Annotated in this window: 15 protein-coding genes; 10 read left to right on the top strand and 5 right to left on the bottom strand. The window is 55.1% G+C overall.

Annotated elements, in window-relative coordinates:
* The first annotated feature begins 30 nt into the window (after positions 1-30).
* Positions 31-1,536 (top strand): carboxylesterase/lipase family protein, encoded by a 1,506-nt coding sequence (locus V5P19_RS05870; RefSeq protein WP_334401019.1) that lies wholly within the window; start codon positions 31-33, stop codon positions 1,534-1,536.
* Here the strand turns inward: V5P19_RS05870 and V5P19_RS05865 are convergent.
* Positions 1,523-2,365 carry a LysR family transcriptional regulator gene (locus V5P19_RS05865; RefSeq protein WP_334401018.1) on the bottom strand — a complete coding sequence of 281 codons (843 nt, stop codon included), beginning with the start codon at positions 2,363-2,365 and terminating at the stop codon, positions 1,523-1,525. The two genes, V5P19_RS05870 and V5P19_RS05865, sit on opposite strands and share 14 nt — an antisense overlap.
* Positions 2,366-2,479: 114 nt before the next feature.
* Here V5P19_RS05865 and V5P19_RS05860 point away from each other — a divergent pair, with 114 nt between their 5' ends.
* The 4 genes from V5P19_RS05860 to rimL all read left to right on the top strand — a co-directional run bounded on the left by V5P19_RS05860 (position 2,480) and on the right by rimL (position 6,947).
* Positions 2,480-3,649, top strand: coding sequence for a pyridoxal phosphate-dependent aminotransferase (locus V5P19_RS05860; protein ID WP_334401017.1), 1,170 nt, complete (start codon positions 2,480-2,482; stop codon positions 3,647-3,649).
* A 32-nt stretch (positions 3,650-3,681) separates the two neighbouring features.
* Positions 3,682-4,455 (top strand): ABC transporter substrate-binding protein, encoded by a 774-nt coding sequence (locus V5P19_RS05855; protein ID WP_334401016.1) that lies wholly within the window; start codon positions 3,682-3,684, stop codon positions 4,453-4,455.
* A gap of 242 nt (positions 4,456-4,697) precedes the next feature.
* Complete coding sequence (locus V5P19_RS05850) at positions 4,698-6,353, top strand: glucan biosynthesis protein (RefSeq protein WP_334401015.1); 1,656 nt, start codon at positions 4,698-4,700, stop codon at positions 6,351-6,353.
* A gap of 45 nt (positions 6,354-6,398) precedes the next feature.
* Positions 6,399-6,947, top strand: a complete 549-nt coding sequence (gene rimL / locus V5P19_RS05845; protein ID WP_334401012.1) for a 50S ribosomal protein L7/L12-serine acetyltransferase — start codon at positions 6,399-6,401, stop codon at positions 6,945-6,947.
* Here the strand turns inward: rimL and ydcK are convergent.
* Positions 6,942-7,922, bottom strand: a complete 981-nt coding sequence (ydcK, locus tag V5P19_RS05840; RefSeq protein ID WP_334401010.1) for a YdcK family protein — start codon at positions 7,920-7,922, stop codon at positions 6,942-6,944. The genes rimL and ydcK overlap by 6 nt on opposite strands.
* Positions 7,923-8,054: 132 nt before the next feature.
* On the opposite strand from ydcK, the gene tehB reads away from it, so the two are divergent.
* On the top strand, positions 8,055-8,648 hold the full coding sequence (tehB, locus tag V5P19_RS05835) for a tellurite resistance methyltransferase TehB (protein ID WP_334401008.1): 594 nt from the start codon (positions 8,055-8,057) through the stop codon (positions 8,646-8,648).
* Here tehB and pepT read toward each other — a convergent pair.
* A complete protein-coding gene (pepT, locus tag V5P19_RS05830; RefSeq protein ID WP_334401006.1) occupies positions 8,645-9,874 on the bottom strand; it encodes a peptidase T in 1,230 nt (409 codons plus the stop codon). The two genes, tehB and pepT, sit on opposite strands and share 4 nt — an antisense overlap.
* 111 nt (positions 9,875-9,985) lie before the next feature.
* Here pepT and V5P19_RS05825 point away from each other — a divergent pair, with 111 nt between their 5' ends.
* Both V5P19_RS05825 and V5P19_RS05820 read left to right on the top strand, forming a co-directional pair.
* Positions 9,986-11,581 carry an ABC transporter substrate-binding protein gene (locus V5P19_RS05825; RefSeq protein WP_334401004.1) on the top strand — a complete coding sequence of 532 codons (1,596 nt, stop codon included), beginning with the start codon at positions 9,986-9,988 and terminating at the stop codon, positions 11,579-11,581.
* Positions 11,582-11,715: 134 nt separating this feature from the next.
* Positions 11,716-12,390, top strand: a complete 675-nt coding sequence (locus V5P19_RS05820) for a DUF3313 domain-containing protein (protein WP_334401002.1) — start codon at positions 11,716-11,718, stop codon at positions 12,388-12,390.
* Between the two features lie 32 nt (positions 12,391-12,422).
* Here V5P19_RS05820 and V5P19_RS05815 read toward each other — a convergent pair whose 3' ends face one another.
* Positions 12,423-13,319, bottom strand: a complete 897-nt coding sequence (locus V5P19_RS05815) for an EamA family transporter (RefSeq protein ID WP_334401000.1) — start codon at positions 13,317-13,319, stop codon at positions 12,423-12,425.
* A gap of 172 nt (positions 13,320-13,491) precedes the next feature.
* Between V5P19_RS05815 and V5P19_RS05810 the strand changes: the two genes are divergently transcribed.
* A complete protein-coding gene (locus tag V5P19_RS05810) occupies positions 13,492-14,364 on the top strand; it encodes an AraC family transcriptional regulator (protein WP_334400998.1) in 873 nt (290 codons plus the stop codon).
* On the opposite strand, the gene V5P19_RS05805 is transcribed toward V5P19_RS05810, so the two are convergent.
* Positions 14,344-15,531 (bottom strand): benzoate/H(+) symporter BenE family transporter, encoded by a 1,188-nt coding sequence (locus V5P19_RS05805; protein WP_334401166.1) that lies wholly within the window; start codon positions 15,529-15,531, stop codon positions 14,344-14,346. The genes V5P19_RS05810 and V5P19_RS05805 overlap by 21 nt on opposite strands.
* A gap of 71 nt (positions 15,532-15,602) precedes the next feature.
* Here V5P19_RS05805 and V5P19_RS05800 point away from each other — a divergent pair, with 71 nt between their 5' ends.
* Entirely contained in the window at positions 15,603-16,130 is a 528-nt protein-coding gene (locus V5P19_RS05800) for an XRE family transcriptional regulator (protein ID WP_334400996.1), read from the top strand.
* The last annotated feature ends 33 nt before the right edge of the window (positions 16,131-16,163 follow it).

The raw sequence follows: 16,163 nt of genomic DNA, 5'->3' as shown, positions 1-16,163 counted from the left end.
TCAGGGGTGTGCTGGAATAAGAAGGTTGTTATGCAATATCCCTCCACCCCTGTGGTTGAAACGCGCTGCGGCGCAATGGCTGGTTTTACTGATGATGATGTTCATGCATGGTACGGGATCCCTTATGCAGCGCCGCCTGTTGGCAACTGGCGCTGGCGCTCTCCGCGACCGCCAGCCTCGTGGGAGGGCGTGCGCGATGCGACGGCATTCTCGTCCTCAAGCTGGCAAAGCAGCGAGTATTGCCAGGAGCTAGGCGGTGGCGATCCCGGCCAGTTTTCTGAAGATTGTCTCTATCTAAACGTTTGGTCCCCCGCTGAGCGCACGACGCCCGTTCCGGTGATGGTCTGGCTGCACGGCGGTGGGTTTACCCTCGGCGCGGGTGGGCTCCCGCCCTACAACGGCAAAACGCTTGCTGGTCGTGGCGTGGTTGTGGTCACCCTTAACTACCGTCTGGGCCATCTTGGCTTTTTTGCCCATCCGGCACTGGAGGGGGAAGAAGATCGCGTGGTGCATAATTTTGCGCTGCTCGACCAGATCGCTGCCCTTGAATGGGTGCGGGACAATATTGCCGCCTTTGGTGGCGACCCGAATTGCGTGACCCTGTTTGGCGAATCTGCCGGCGCGCGTAGCGTGCTGTCACTGCTGGCCTCCCCGCTGGCAGAAGGATTGTTCCATAAAGCCATTGTTCAAAGCGGCTACACCTTACCGGATACGCCTCGCGGGCAAGCCCTGCAAAAAGGGGAAGCGCTGGCCAACCATTTTGGGCTGGAAAACGCGACTGCCGATCAATTACGCGCTATTCCGCCGGAGGCATTCTGGCCGCTGGCGGCTCCGCTAAACGTTGCCCCTGCGCCTGTCGTCGGCGATTGCGTCCTGCCGGAAGCGATGCTCGATGTTTTCTTTGCCGCACGCCAGCATCCTGTTCCGATCATGATTGGCTCAAACAGTGACGAAGCCAGCGTGATGGGGATATTTGGTATTGATCTCGCCGGGCAAATTCAAAAGCTGCGCCGCGAGCGGCGTTTCGGCCTGGGTCTGATTAAACTGCTCTATCCCGGTGTGAAAGGGGATGAAGAGCTGGGAAGGCAGGTGTGCCGTGATATGGCGTTTACGACCATGGGCTATGTGGTGATGCAGGCGCAGCAGCGCGCAGGCGGGTTGTGCTGGCGCTACTGGTTTGATTATGTGGCAGAAGCAGAACATGCCACTTACATCAACGGTGCCTGGCACGGCAATGAAATCCCCTACGTTTTCGATAACCTCGGGCGGATAGAACCCTCGCGTCACTACGTGAATGCCCGCGATCTGCAGTTTTCGGCTCAGGTGGCGGACTACTGGGTGAACTTCGCGCGCGAGGCCGGGAAGGGCGACATCTTATCGGGACCGACGCACTGGCCTGCCTGTCGTAAAGGGCGTGACGTTCTGTTACGCATAGGCGTGAATAAACATGCAGGTTTTAGGCTTGCGAACCGCTTTATGCGTGCCCGCATGAGCCTGTTCAAACGGGTGATGAAACACCACGTTAGCCTCGATTAAGCAGGCAGGTACGAAACGCCGCCAGGCCATTTTCTGTGCCTGGCGATTCACGTAATACCAGCCGATAGCTCGCACCCGTCTTAATGCTCGTGTCAAAAGGCCGCGTCAGCCTTCGCGCACGGACATCTTCTTCTACCAGCGTTTCGTCAGCGATGGCCACGCCCAGCCCCTGAATGGCGGCAGTAATGGCGAGATCCATCGTATCGAAGTGTTGATTTTTGTGCATAACCATTGCCGGATACGCCTGCTTTGCGAGCCACAACGACCAGTCGGTCTTGTCTCGCGTTGGGTGGAGAAAGGTCAGCGATTCCAGGGGGGAACCCGCACGCATGGGGCTGAGAACCGGCGTCAGGGCTTCTTCAAACAGTAAATCACCCGCGTTCATGTGGGTGCCAAAAACAATGGCTGCATCGTAAGATTCGGTCTTGAAATTGACGTTGTGCTCGGTGGTGGTGGTTAAGGCGATCTGGAGATCGGGCTGTTCGCGCTCAACCTCCAGCAAACGCGGCACCAGCCAGCGCATCGCGCAGGTTGGGGCTTTTAGACGGATCACGGTTTGCTGCGAACGCGCCTGTTCGGCCACGGTCAGCAAATGCTCAAAGGTGGCCTGTAGCTCCGGAAGCAGGGCGCTGCCCTGTGAAGAGAGGCGCAGCCCCCGCGCGTGGCGCTCAAAGAGAGGGAAACCAAACCACGCCTCAAGGGAGGCGATTTTGCGGCTGACGGCCCCCTGCGTCAGGCACAGCTCTCGGGCGGCATGGGTCAGATTGAGATGACGCGCGGTAACTAAAAAAGCATCGATAGCGTTAAGCGGGAATGAACGGCGCGACATGAAAATACCTCAGCTATGCATTTTTATCATGGCTATTATGACAACAATTCGATTGTTCCGACAGCGCAGTTATTGTTTGAATAGTTATGCAATAGCCATGAGAAGGGACAGACAATGACTTTGAAGACACCGGTGCAAACCCGCTCTAAATTACCCGACGTAGGCACCACCATTTTTACCGTTATCGGCCAGCTTTCTGCCCAGCATAACGCTATCAACCTTTCTCAAGGGGCTCCCAATTTTTCCTGCGATCCGAAGCTGGTCGCCGGGGTAACCCGCGCGATGGAAGCGGGGCATAACCAGTACGCCTCAATGACCGGTCTGCAGCCGCTGAAAGAACGCATCGCTGATAAAATTGCCGCCCTCTACGGCACCCACTACGACCCGGGCAGCGAAGTGCTGGTGACCGCCAGCGCCAGCGAGGGGCTTTATTCGGCAATCAGCGGGCTTGTTCATCCGGGGGATGAAGTTATCTACTTCGAACCCTCTTTTGATAGCTACGCGCCCATTGTGCGCCTGCAGGGGGCAACGCCCGTAGCCATCAAGCTGACGGTGCCCGATTTCGCCGTGAACTGGGATGAAGTTCGGGCGGCAATCACGCCGAAAACGCGGATGATCATCATTAATACGCCGCACAACCCGAGCGGCCAGGTTTTCTCGGCCAATGACCTGCAGCAGCTGGTGGCGGTGACCCGCAATACCGACATCATTATTTTGTCTGATGAAGTGTATGAGCACGTCGTTTTCGACGGTGAACCGCATCACGGTATGGCCACGCACCCGCAGCTGGCGGAGCGAAGCGTGATTATTTCATCCTTCGGAAAAACCTATCACGTTACCGGCTGGCGCGTAGGGTATTGTGTTGCGCCTGCGGTGCTGATGGAGGAAATTTGCAAGGTCCATCAATTTTTGATGTTCTCTGCCGATACGCCAATGCAGCATGCGTTTGCGGAACATATGGCCGATCCGCAAACCTGGCTGTCGCTGTCGGCGTTTTACCAGCGCAAGCGCGACCTGCTGCACAGTCTGCTGGCCGATTCACCGTTTACGCTGTTGCCGAGTGCAGGCTCGTTCTTCATGCTGGCCGACTACAGCCAGTTCAGCGATGAAAGCGACAACGACATGGTAAAGCGATTGATCACCGAGTGCGGCGTTGCCACCATTCCGCTGTCGGCGTTTTATGCGGACGGTACGGATAATAAATTGATTCGTCTCTCTTTTGCGAAGGATGAGGCGACGTTACGGGCAGGTGCCCAAGCCCTGTGTCGGGTTAAACCACGCTAAGAGCTTAACTCTTAGGCTCTAAGGAGTTACAGATGAAATTACGCGCGTTAGCTGTCGGCATGGGATTGCTGTGTTCGTTTTCGTCGTTCGCCGCTACCGAGCTGCGTTACGGATTGGAGGCAGAATATCCTCCGTTTGAGAGCCGTAATGCCTCAGGCGAGCTGGAAGGGTTTGATATTGAACTGGGTAACGCTATTTGTAAGGCCGCAGCTCTGAAATGCACCTGGGTTGAAACCTCGTTCGATGCGTTGATCCCCGGGCTGGTGGCGAAGAAATTTGATGCCATTAACTCGGCGATGAACATTACCGAGCAGCGCCGCAAAAGTATTGATTTCACCCAGCCGATCTACCGTATCCCTTCACAGCTCGTGGGCAAAGCAGGTACGGCTGTAGACACTACGCCTGAAGGGCTTAAAGGGAAGACTATTGGCGTTTTGCAGGGTTCTATTCAGGAAACCTATGCTAAAGAGCATTGGGAGAAGCACGGTGTCACCGTGGTGTCTTATAAAGATCAGAATATGGCGTGGGGCGATTTGCTGAATGGCCGCATCGATGCCTCGCTGGTCATGTCCGCGGCCGGGCAGGCAGGTTTCCTGAGCAAGCCGCAGGGCAAAGGGTTTGGCTTTATTGGCAAACCGGTGTCAGACGACACCATCCTCGGCAGTGGTATCGGTTTTGGGTTGCGTAAAGGGGATGAGGCCACCCAAAAGCAGCTTAACGCCGCGATTGATAAAGTACGTGCCGACGGCACGATCGCTAAACTCGCTGATAAGTACTTCCCGGGTATCGATGTCAGCGTAAAATAACCGCCTCGTTAGCCCCGTCAGCTGATGTACTGACGGGGCATTTTTATACACATTTTCCAGGCTTTCTTTACACCACTTTCGGTCCGTTCTGGTCGACAGAAAATATTTCTCACTTTGCTCAGATAATCACCCGTCAACAATTGGATTCTTAACCGTTTTTGTTTAGGCTGTGCGTTCTTTCTTGCCGTCGTTTCGTCACGCGCGAAAACCATTCACACGACCATAAGGACGTTTTTCCAGGCATGAATCGCAGACGTTTTCTAAAAGGCTCGCTGGCAATGGCTGCCCTGAGCGGCACATCCGGCCTTGCCTCACTGTTTTCTAAAGCAGCATATGCTGCTGATTCTGACATTGCCGATGGCCAGAGCCGTCGTTTTGATTTCTCCGTACTGCAATCCATGGCGCATGACCTGGCAAAAACCCCGTGGGGCGGCGCGCCGCGTCCGCTGCCGGAAACGCTGGCAACCATGACGCCGCAGGCGTACAACGCCATCCGCTATGATGAAAAACAGTCGCTGTGGAACAACATTGAAGGCCGTCAGCTTGACGTGCAGTTCTTCCATATGGGGATGGGGTTCCGCCGCCGCGTTCGGATGTTCTCGCTGGATCAGTCTACTTCTCAGGCACGTGAGATCCACTTCCGTCCCGAGCTGTTCAGTTACGGTGATACCGGCGTGGATACCCAACAGCTGGAAGGGCAAAGCGATCTTGGTTTTGCAGGCTTCCGCGCGTTTAAAGCCCCTGAGCTGGCGCGCCGCGATATTGTCTCCTTCCTCGGGGCGAGCTATTTCCGCGCGGTTGACGACACTTACCAGTACGGCCTGTCCGCACGTGGCCTGGCGGTCGATACCTTTACCGATACCCCGGAAGAGTTTCCTGATTTCACCTCGTTCTGGTTTGAAACCGTCAAACCGGGCGACACGACCTTCACCGTCTATACGCTTCTGGATAGCCCAAGCATCACGGGTGCCTATAAGTTTGTGATCCACTGCGAGAAGAGTCAGGTGATCATGGAGGTAGAAAACCACCTCTATGCGCGTAAAGACATCAAACAGCTCGGCATCGCGCCGATGACCAGTATGTTCAGCTGCGGCAACAACGAACGCCGCATGTGTGACACCATTCATCCGCAGATCCACGACTCTGACCGTCTGGCCATGTGGCGCGGTAACGGCGAATGGATCTGCCGCCCGCTGAACAACCCGCAGAAGCTGCAGTTCAACGCCTACGTGGACAAAAACCCGAAAGGCTTTGGTCTGCTGCAGCTGGACCGCGATTTCTCGCATTATCAGGACATCATGGGCTGGTACAACAAACGCCCAAGCCTGTGGGTTGAGCCGCGCAATAACTGGGGCAAAGGCGCGGTAGGGCTGATGGAGATCCCGACAACGGGTGAAACCCTGGATAACGTAGTTTGCTTCTGGCAGCCAGAAGAGACGGTGAAGGCAGGCGATGAGCTGGACTTCAAATACCGTCTGTACTGGAGCGCGCAGCCGCCCGTGCGTTCCCCGCTTGCAAACGTGTACGCCACCCGTACCGGTATGGGCGGGTTCCCTGAAGGCTGGGCGCCAGGCGAAAATTATCCGAAGGTGTGGGCCCGTCGTTTTGCCATCGACTTTGTGGGCGGCGATCTGAAGGCCGCTGCGCCGAAAGGGATTGAGCCGGTCATCACGCTCTCCAGTGGAGAAGCGAAGCAGATCGAGATCCTGTACGTTGAGCCGTTTGATGGATACCGTATTCTGTTCGACTGGTACCCAACGTCGGATTCCACCGAGCCGGTGGATATGCGTATGTTCCTGCGCTGCCAGGGTGACGCAATCAGTGAGACCTGGCTGTATCAGTATTTCCCGCCGGCGCCAGACAAGCGTAACTACGTTGACGACCGGGTAATGCGTTAACGATCGATACTCTCTCCCTGCGGGGAGAGAGTTAGGGTGAAGGCAATGACCGCTGCACAATCCGAAATTATCCCGGTGTCTGACGATATTGAACTGCGTGCCGTCGCCGAGCGTTATACCGCCGTTCTGCATAACCTCGTCGTCAAAAACAAAGCCTGGCTGCAAACCGCGTTCGACTGGGCGAAGCATGTGGGAAGCGAAGATGACACCCGGCGCAACGTGCAAAGTAATCAAATGCTGCACCAGCGCGGCTACGCCAAAATGTTCCTGATTTTTGCGGATGATGAACTGGCTGGCGTGCTGTCATTTAACGCGATAGAGCCCACCAACAAAACCGGTTATATCGGTTACTGGCTGGACCAGGGGCACCAGGGGAAGGGTATTCTCTCTCAGGCGCTACGGGCGTTTATAGGTTATTACGCCGAGCGCGGTGAGATCCGTCGGTTTGTGATCAAGTGCCGCGTGGATAACCACAGCAGCAACAGCGTTGCCGTTCGCAACGGTTTTACGCTGGAAGGGTGCCTGCGTGAGGCGGAATACCTTAACGGTCGATATGATGATGTGAATACCTACGCGAAAATCGTTGCGCTATAACGCACCCAGAAGCGGGGTGCGGGTGATGCGCTGCGCGCCGTTAATCACCTTTTCGCCACGCAGATGGATGTTTTCCCCTTCAAAGGCCTCAATCACCGCATCGTCGTTGAGCTCGACGCGATGCTCAATGATAACATCGCCGCTGATTCGCACCCGTCCCTTAATCACCACCCGGTCATCAAGTAAGATTGGCCCGCCGCGCAGCCATGCCTGTCCACCGATCAGGACATGATGCTTTATCACGCAGTTGCCTTCGACCACCGCGTTCTCCGCCACCTGTGAGCTGTAGCGCACGGTAGGGATGGCGTCATCATCAAAACCGGCAATCAGACGCGCGTTGCCATATACTTTGGCGCAGTCGCAGACCCAGACGTTATTGATTTCGTTGCCTTCCAGAATGGCATTGTCGAACACCTCTGCGCGGTGCTCGACGAAGGCATAGCTCAGCATAGCCTCGCCGTAAATTTGCGCCTGATGCACAATGCGCGATTCGCTCACCGTGGCGTTGTCGCAGATGCGAAGGACCTGTTCATGGTCAGGTGTTAACCCCTTTGCCGCAATCACCATGCTGTTGTGAAGGATGCGGGCGTCACCGTAAATAGAGCATTCGCCGCGCACGCTGGATTGCTGAATGGTGACGTTGTCACGTATTTGCGCGCCGTGACTGACTTCAGCAGCATCCAGCCAGCTGTTACCACCAATACGCGCGTTATGGCTAATAACGCAAGGCTGGGTGAGCCGGGCGTTACCCGACACGGCAGCACCTGCAAACACCACGCTGTTTTCATCGTATATCCAGCAGTGCCCGTCTTGCGCGAGGCCGCTCTCGTCCTCAATCCAGCCGCCTTTTGTGCCACTGACAATGTCGTTAAAATCGACGGTGGCGATAATCTGTCGTAAGGTCGTCGAGCATTGCGTCTCGCCGTTTTGCCATTGCCAGAGGCGGGTTTCGTCGCTAAGGCGGTATTTTTTCATGGTGTTATCTCTGTTGAGCGTCTTATTAAACGTAGCAAATTTTTCACGCGTCGACGTGCTGGCAACCGCTCGGCAAACTGCTTAAAATGGCACTCAAAATACATCTTAATATTTGCACATTCAGGAAAAATCATGGCTGTTGATGAGAACTACTTTACCGAGAAATATGGTCTGACCCGCACGCACTCCGAGGTGCTGTACAGCGCAGGAATCGTTAAGCCAGGTAAAACGCTCGATCTTGGATGCGGGAATGGGCGCAACAGCCTTTATCTTGCCGCGAACGGTTTCGATGTCACGGCGTGGGATAAAAACCCGATGAGCATCGATAATATCGAGCGCATCAAGGCTGAAGAAGGGATCGGCAACCTGCAGACGGCGGTAAAAGATCTCAACACCCTCAGTATTGACGGCGAGTATGATTTTATTCTCTCCACCGTGGTGCTAATGTTCCTGGAAGCAAAAACCATCCCGGGTCTGATCGCCAATATGCAGCGCTGCACGAAGCCTGGCGGCTATAACCTGATTGTTGCGGCCATGGACACGGCAGATTACCCGTGCACCGTCGGCTTCCCGTTCGCCTTTAAAACCGGTGAACTGAGCAACGCCTATGAAGGCTGGGCGTTGCTCAAGTACAACGAAGAGGTGGGTGAACTGCACCGCACCGACGCCAACGGTAACCGCATCAAGCTGCGTTTTGCCACGCTGTTGGCGCGCAAGCCCGCTTAGCGGGCGGCCAGCAGGCAGAGCTGCAGGGCGGTGTTGTACGACGCCTCGAACGACGACAGCGGTAAAAACTCATACTTCGAGTGGAAGTTATGGGCACCGGTAAAGAAGTTCGGGGTTAGAAGCCCTTTCGCAGACAGCGCGGCGCCATCCGTACCGCCGCGCATGGGAGATGGTTTTGGGGTAATGCCGAGTGATTCCATCGCCTCAAACATCAGGTCGATAGCCCGGCGGTCTTCACCTATCGCATTGCTGATGTTGCTGTAGGTCTCCTCAATGCGGTACTCCACGTTCGCCGTTGGGTGCTGTTGTGCGATCAGCGCCGCCACATCGGCAATCTGCTGCTTGCGGGCGGCAAACTTCGTCATATCGAAATCACGAATGTTGGCCTTCAGTATCGCCTCGTTTTGCCCGGCCTGGATGCCGTTAAACCAGATATAGCCTTCGCGTCCTTCCGTACACTCCGGCGTCTGCTGGCGGTCGAAGTGGCTGATAAAGTCGGTTGCCATCAGCAGCGGGTTTACCAGCACGCCTTTCGCGGACATTGGGTGCGCCGTCACGCCGGTAAAGCGGATTTCTGCCGCCGCCGCATTAAAGTTTTCGTAAACCAGTTCGCCCAGCTCGCAGCAGTCGATGGTCCAGGCAAAATCGACGTCGAAGCGCTTCAGATCCAGCGCTTTGGCGCCGTTCAGGCCAATCTCTTCATCCGGCACAAAAGCAACCACGATATCGCCATGCTGATGTTCCGCGGTCAGGTTTTCCAGCAGCGTCATCACGACCGTCACCGCAGATTTATTATCTGCGCCTAATACGCTGGTTCCGTCGCTGAAAATAATCTCTTCACCCGGATATGCCAGGATTTCTGGATGATCTTCTACGCGTAGCCAGATGTCTTTCTCTTTATTCAGGCAGAGGTCTTCACCATGAAAAGTTAATATTTGCGGACGAATATCCGGTGATAGCCCAACGTCGACGGTATCGATATGGGTAATAAAACCAATCCGGGGCGCACCGGCCACATTGCCTTTTTTTACCGCGGTTACGGTCGCGAATTCATCTATTACTATGTCATCTAAACCCAACTGAGCCAGCTCCTGTGCCAACTCCCGCGCCATGTCGTGCTGGCCTGGCGTGGAGGGCAGCGTTTTCACTTTGGGATCGCTTTGACTGGTGATGGAAAGGTAGCGGAAAAAGCGGTGGGTTAATTGTCTGGTGAGTAACGTAGACATAGTGATTCCTTCTTTATTTATTTTTCAGGTGTTTGCAACTTCACTTTAATGTTATTTATGAAATGGCAAAAGAATTAATTAGCCGTCGAATAAAAAAGACAGGAATAAAAGATGAATAGCAAACTTACAACCTTAGCGCTCGCGCTTGCTGCACTGACGGTCAGTTCCACCGTTGCAGCAAAAACGCTGGTGTATTGCTCCGAAGGATCGCCGGAGAACTTCAATCCCCAACTATACACCTCGGGTACCAGCGTGGATGCCAGTGCGGTACCGGTATATAACCGGTTGGTAGATTTTAAGCCCGGCACAACGGAGCTGGTGCCGAGCCTGGCGGAAAGCTGGGAGGTCAGCGAAGACGGTAAGGTATACACCTTCCATCTGCGCAAGGGCGTGAAGTTTCAGAGTAACAACGCGTTCAAGCCGACGCGGGACTTTAACGCCGACGATGTGATTTTTTCGTTTATGCGCCAGAAGGACGTCAATCACCCGTACCATAACGTCTCTAACGGCAGCTATTCCAACTTTGAAAGCCTGGAGTTTGGCAGCCTGATCACGGCCATTGATAAGGTTGATGACCATACCGTACGCTTCACGCTGGCGCACCCGGAAGCCCCGTTTGTTGCCGATCTGGCATGGTATTTTGCCTCGATCCTCTCGGCGGAATACGCTGACGCGATGCTCAAAGCCGGTACTCCAGAGAAGGTCGATATGGACCCGATTGGTACCGGGCCGTTTAAGCTGGCCCAGTATCAGAAGGATTCCCGCATTCTGTTTACCGCCTTCCCGGAGTACTGGCAGGGGAAAGTGAAGCTGGATCGCCTGGTGTTTTCCATCACGCCGGATGCCTCAGTGCGGTTTGCGAAAGTGGAGAAGAACGAATGTCAGGTGATGCCTTTCCCGAACCCGGCCGATCTGCCGCGCATGAAGGCCAACAAAGACATCAACCTGATGAGCAAGGCAGGATTGAACACCGGTTTCCTGGCGTTTAATACCCAAAAGCCGCCGCTGGATAACGTGAAGGTTCGCCAGGCGCTGGCGATGGCGATCAACAAGCCGGCCATTATTGATGCGGTGTTCCACGGTACAGGGACGGCTGCGAAAAATCTGCTGCCACCGGGGGTCTGGAGCGCCGACAGCGCGCTTAAGGATTACGAGTACGATCCTGAAAAAGCCAAAGCGCTGCTGAAAGAGGCCGGTTTTGCCAACGGTATCAGCATGGATTTATGGGCGATGCCGGTGCAGAGGCCGTATAACCCGAACGCAAAACGCATGGCGGAAATGATTCAGGCGGACTGGGCGAAAATAGGGGTGCAGACCAAAATTGTGACCTACGAGTGGGGCGAATACCTGAAGCGCGTGAAAGGGGGCGAACACCAGGCGGCGCTGATGGGCTGGACGACAGCCACCGGTGACCCGGATAACTTCTTTGGTCCGCTGTTTACCTGCACGTCCGCAAACGGCGGCTCGAACTCGGCAAAATGGTGTTACAAGCCGTTTGATAACCTCATTGCCGAGGCAAAATCGATAACCGATCGCGATAAACGCGTCGCGCTGTACAAAGAAGCCCAGCAGATGATGCACGATCAAATGCCGGCCGTCATGATTGCCCACTCAACCATTTTTGAGCCGGTGCGTAAGGAAGTGACAGGCTACGAAATCGACCCGTTTGGTAAACATCTGTTCTGGCAAGTGGATGTTAAACAGTAATTTTCACTGCCCGGCATGCATCCGGGCAGTCTTTTTGCGATTTGTGCTCTTCTTATCATTATTTGCCACAACACGTCCCCCCATCTTTTGCTATAACTTCAAATGCATACTTGCAGATAACATGGAATACCATCATGCGTACTCACACTTTTTTTAAAGTTGCAGTGCTTTCAGGTTTGTTGGCGTTGGCGGGTTGTTCATCAAAAGTCGCGGCTCCCGAACAGTTTTCAGGCTTTTTAAAAGATTATTCAGGCTTGCAGCAAACCACTTCTGCGACGGGTAAACCGACGCTGCGTTGGGTAGATCCTTCCTACAATGAAGCGAATTATGACAGCATTATCTGGACGCCGATTACCTATTATCCGACGCCAAAACCAACCACTCAGATTGGTCAAAAAACCCTTGATGAGCTGTTGAATTACACTAATACCAAATTAAAAACAGCGGTTGGCCAGCGTAAGCCGATTGTGGCGACGCCGGGTAAACATAGCCTGATCTTCCGCGGTGCAATCACCGGGGTGAGTTCGCAAAAAGAAGGTTTACAGTTCTATGAAGTGGTGCCTGTCGCACTGGTGGTTGCAGGTACGCAGATGGCAACCGGTCACCGCACCATGGACACGCATCTCTTCTTTGAAGGCGAGCTGATCGATGCGGCAACAAACAAGCCGGTGGTGAAGGTGGTTCGTAAAGGCGAAGGTAAAGAGCTGAATAACGAGAACTCACCAATGACGTTTGCAACCCTGAAGCAGGTTGTGGACGACATGGCGACCGATGCCACCATGTTTGACGTACATAAAACGGCGAAGTAACTGAAAAGGGCCTGCGTTAGCAGGCCCTTTTATTAGGCTGTCCGCAATCGTCGGTACCAGGTTTCCGGTTTAGTAAACATCACCATATTCCCGCCCAGAATCAGCAACAGCCCAAGAATCCCATTGATGTGCCACACATAGCCTTCATACAGGGTAGAAATGGAGAGCGCCACCAGCGGGAACAGCAGGGTGCTGTAGGCCGCTTTACCGGCGCCGATACGGCCAACCAGCGTGAAGTATGCGCCGAAGGCAATCACCGAGCCAAACAGAGCCAGATACAGCAGCGCGCCGATATAGCTCACCGTCCATTCGGGCACAAAACTATCGCCCCTGAAGAGTGCGATGCTGCCCATGATCAGCGTACCGTAAAGCATTGCCCATGCATTGGTGGTCATGGTCTCAAGGCCATTGCGCTGGTGGCGGAGGCTGATCATATTGCCCAGCGAGAACCCGTAGGTGCCGAGTGCGGAAAGGCCAATGCCTGTCAGCAAGGAGACGCTCCAGCCGCTGTTGAGTAAATCATCCCAGAAAAGGGTGATGATCCCCACCAAACCCAGAGCGGCGGCCGTCCAGAAGCGGGCAGGAGGGCGCTGTCCAAAAAAGATAAAGCTGTTGATGGCGTTATAAAGTACCGCCATTGAGAAAATCACCGACTCCAGCCCGGTATTGATGTGCGCTGCAGCGGTGTAAAAACACCAGAAGTTGAAGCAGAACACGCAGCAGCCCTGCAGCACGCAAAAGAGATGATCCCGCAGGCTCATCGTGCGTAACCGGCGCAGGGCTGTGAGAACGATCATCATCGCGGCGCTGGCCACCGCAAAGCGCCAGAATATCGACACGGGCGCGGCAACGGACCCTTGTTGCAGGAAAATGGCAATCCAGGTTGTTCCCCAGATAATTACCACAAGGCCATAAAGTAGTGCGTTCATTCTTTCTCTCCTCATACCGCTGTAAACGGCAGTGTGCCGATATTCACCCTGTACGGCTTTCACCGGTTTGCGCCGGACTTGCAGATTCTTGCGCTTTTTTATCGCCAGGGATCTGGCAACGGGAGGCAACTCTTCTTAGACTGGCATTCTGATTAATCACCTGTTAACGGCCATGCCTCACGCTTACGACACCTTTGAAACGCTACGCCAACAGAATGCGGTGCTCCGGGAAACCGTTGCGCTGAACTCGGGCATTCAGCTGGCCGCGTGGTACAACAAGCGCGATACGATAACGGTGAAGAGCAACCATCACACCCTCAGCCTGTACGTCGCCGACGGCTACGAAAGCTATCAAAAAACGCCAGGCGGCTGGAAAAACGGCGGGGGCCCGGATCGCTTCTGCCTGATGCCCAAAGAGAGTGAATCCACCTGGGATATTCGAGATGACCTGTCGTTTGTTCATCTCTACTGTACGGATGAACACTTGCGGGACGTCGGCGAAAGAATTTGGGACAAGCGCCCGCTATCGCTGACGCTGGATGAGAAAATCTTTGGCAGCGACCCGAAGATCACCGCTCTTTATCGTCAGTTTCTACTTGGCTGTGACTGGCAGCAGAGGGCTAACCAGTTGGCCCTAAGCACGGCATCAACCTTGTTGCTGACGCATCTGCTGCAAAATTATGCCAGCGTCCAGTGGAAGCTGCCGGTGGTGACCGGCGGTTTGTCACCCCATGTGCTGCGAAACGTAGTGGAATTTATTGAAGAAAACCTCTCCCAGCCGCTGACGCTGGCGGAACTGGCCGATCGGGCCGCGTTAAGTGAATATCACTTTGCCAGAATGTTCCGTCAGTCGATGGGGTACGCGCCGCATCAGTACGTCATGCTGCGCCGGATGGAGAAGGCCAAAACGCTGGTGCAGCATACCACCACGCCGCTCACCGATATTGCGCTCGCCTGCGGCTTTAATTCCGCCAGCCATTTCAGCAACCGTTTTCGCAGCGTGATGGGCATGACGCCGTCGCAGCTACGCGCGGCGAAGGCGTGAAAACACGGCATAGCACACGCCCCCCAGTATCAGCCCCCAAAATGCAGAGCCTATTCCCATGAGCGTCACGCCGCTGGCGGTCATCAGAAAGGTGACAATCGCCGCGTCACGCTCCGCTTCGTTATTCAACGCCTGGTACAAGCTCCCGCTGATGGTGCCGAGCAGCGCCAGCCCGGCGAGCATTTGAATCCAACTGAGCGGTAAGGCAGCCATCAATCCCGTGATTGACCCGCCAAAAATGCCCGCTAAAAGATAGAACAGACCCGCAGCGACGGCGGCCAGCCAGCGCTTTCCGGCATCCGGATGGGCATCCGGGCTTTGACAAATCGCAGCCGTAATCGCGGCGATGCAGATGGAATAAACGCCGAAAGGAGACAGGAGCAATGCCAGGCCGCCGGTAAAGATGATGAGCGGGGAAACCGGAAGCGGATAGCCAGAAGCTTTCATGGTGGCGAAGCCAGGCGCATTTTGCGAGGCCATGGTCACCAGGAAAAAGGGCAGACCAATGCTTATCAGGCTGGTAAGGGTAAAGGTCGGGGCGATAAATTGTGGTGCCACCACGGACAGGGTGATATTTTCTGTGACAACGTCACCGAGAATCCACGCCACCATGCCCCCGACGACGAGCGTGGTGACAATGGCGTATCGGGGCGCGAATGCTTTAGCGAACAGCCACGCCGCCAGCATACTGCCGCAGAGTAAAGCGTGCCCTTCGAGATTCGTGAATGCCTGTAGGCCAAATCGCAGCAGCACGCCCGCCAGCATGGCAGCGGCAAGGGAATGCGGGATCAGCTTCATCAGGCGCGCGAATAGCCCGGTGACGCCGCACAGCAGAATCAGCGCATTCGCAAAAATAAACACCCCGATGGTTTCGGCCAGCGTCACGCCCTGCAGGCTGGTGGCGAGCAGCGCCGCGCCGGGCGTCGACCAGGCGGTGAGCACGGGAGCGTTATACCACCATGAAAGCGCCAGCGTACTGACCCCCATGCCAATCCCAAGCGCCGTCATCCAGCCGGCGATCTGCTCTGCATTCGCACCGGCAGCGGAGGCGGCCTGCCAGATGATGGCCGCAGAACTGGCATAGCCCACCAGAACGGCAACGAAACCGGCAAGCACGGCAGGAAAGAAATGAGATGATGGGCGCATGGAAACTCCGTTGTGCGTTATAACGTCCGCAATAAGGTAACACTGTGCGCTATAGCGTACAAGTGGTATGCTTAACCGCTACGGGAGGAATCATGGACATTACACAACATCTTGCGACCACGTTGAAAATGCAGCGTCAGGTACGTGGCTGGAGCCTGTCAAAGCTAGCGGAAGAGACCGGCGTTTCAAAGGCGATGCTCGGGCAAATCGAGCGTAATGAATCCAGCCCGACGGTGTCCACGCTGTGGAAAATTGCCACGGGGCTGAACGTGCCGTTTTCAGCTTTTATCACCCCTGACGCCGACGAGCAGGCCGTATTTGATCCGCAGCAGCAGGCAATGGTGGTTAAACCCATCTTCCCGTGGGATGAAACGCTCAAATTTGATCATTTCTCGATTACTCTGGCCCCCGGCGCGCTGAGCGAATCCACGCCGCATGAAGCGGGCGTCATTGAACATGTGGTGGTTATTAGCGGCGAGCTGGAGATGAATATCGACGGCGAGTGGCGTACAGTTCGGGCGGATTCCGGCGTACGTTTTGCCGGTGATAAACCGCACGCGTACCGCAACAGCAGCGCGCGGTCGGTGCATTTTCACTCCCTCATCCATTATCCCCGCTGACGCGATGCAAAACTGTTTCGCTGTTGCAGACTT

It is taken from the genome of Enterobacter sp. UNJFSC 003 (assembly GCF_036903355.1).
Taxonomy (GTDB): Bacteria; Pseudomonadota; Gammaproteobacteria; order Enterobacterales; family Enterobacteriaceae; genus Enterobacter.
This window is presented reverse-complemented; position numbering and strand designations above follow the sequence as displayed.

Bases quoted from the DNA above. Each gene is read 5' to 3' on its own strand.
- V5P19_RS05820 (WP_334401002.1), top strand. From the start codon at position 11,716: ATGCGTACTCACACTTTTTTTAAAGTTGCAGTGCTTTCAGGTTTGTTG.
- rimL (WP_334401012.1), top strand. From the start codon at position 6,399: ATGACCGCTGCACAATCCGAAATTATCCCGGTGTCTGACGATATTGAA.
- V5P19_RS05815 (WP_334401000.1), bottom strand. From the start codon at position 13,319: ATGAACGCACTACTTTATGGCCTTGTGGTAATTATCTGGGGAACAACC.
- V5P19_RS05800 (WP_334400996.1), top strand. From the start codon at position 15,603: ATGGACATTACACAACATCTTGCGACCACGTTGAAAATGCAGCGTCAG.
- V5P19_RS05860 (WP_334401017.1), top strand. From the start codon at position 2,480: ATGACTTTGAAGACACCGGTGCAAACCCGCTCTAAATTACCCGACGTA.
- pepT (WP_334401006.1), bottom strand. From the start codon at position 9,874: ATGTCTACGTTACTCACCAGACAATTAACCCACCGCTTTTTCCGCTAC.
- ydcK (WP_334401010.1), bottom strand. From the start codon at position 7,922: ATGAAAAAATACCGCCTTAGCGACGAAACCCGCCTCTGGCAATGGCAA.
- V5P19_RS05865 (WP_334401018.1), bottom strand. From the start codon at position 2,365: ATGTCGCGCCGTTCATTCCCGCTTAACGCTATCGATGCTTTTTTAGTT.
- V5P19_RS05850 (WP_334401015.1), top strand. From the start codon at position 4,698: ATGAATCGCAGACGTTTTCTAAAAGGCTCGCTGGCAATGGCTGCCCTG.
- tehB (WP_334401008.1), top strand. From the start codon at position 8,055: ATGGCTGTTGATGAGAACTACTTTACCGAGAAATATGGTCTGACCCGC.
- V5P19_RS05825 (WP_334401004.1), top strand. From the start codon at position 9,986: ATGAATAGCAAACTTACAACCTTAGCGCTCGCGCTTGCTGCACTGACG.
- V5P19_RS05855 (WP_334401016.1), top strand. From the start codon at position 3,682: ATGAAATTACGCGCGTTAGCTGTCGGCATGGGATTGCTGTGTTCGTTT.
- V5P19_RS05870 (WP_334401019.1), top strand. From the start codon at position 31: ATGCAATATCCCTCCACCCCTGTGGTTGAAACGCGCTGCGGCGCAATG.
- V5P19_RS05810 (WP_334400998.1), top strand. From the start codon at position 13,492: ATGCCTCACGCTTACGACACCTTTGAAACGCTACGCCAACAGAATGCG.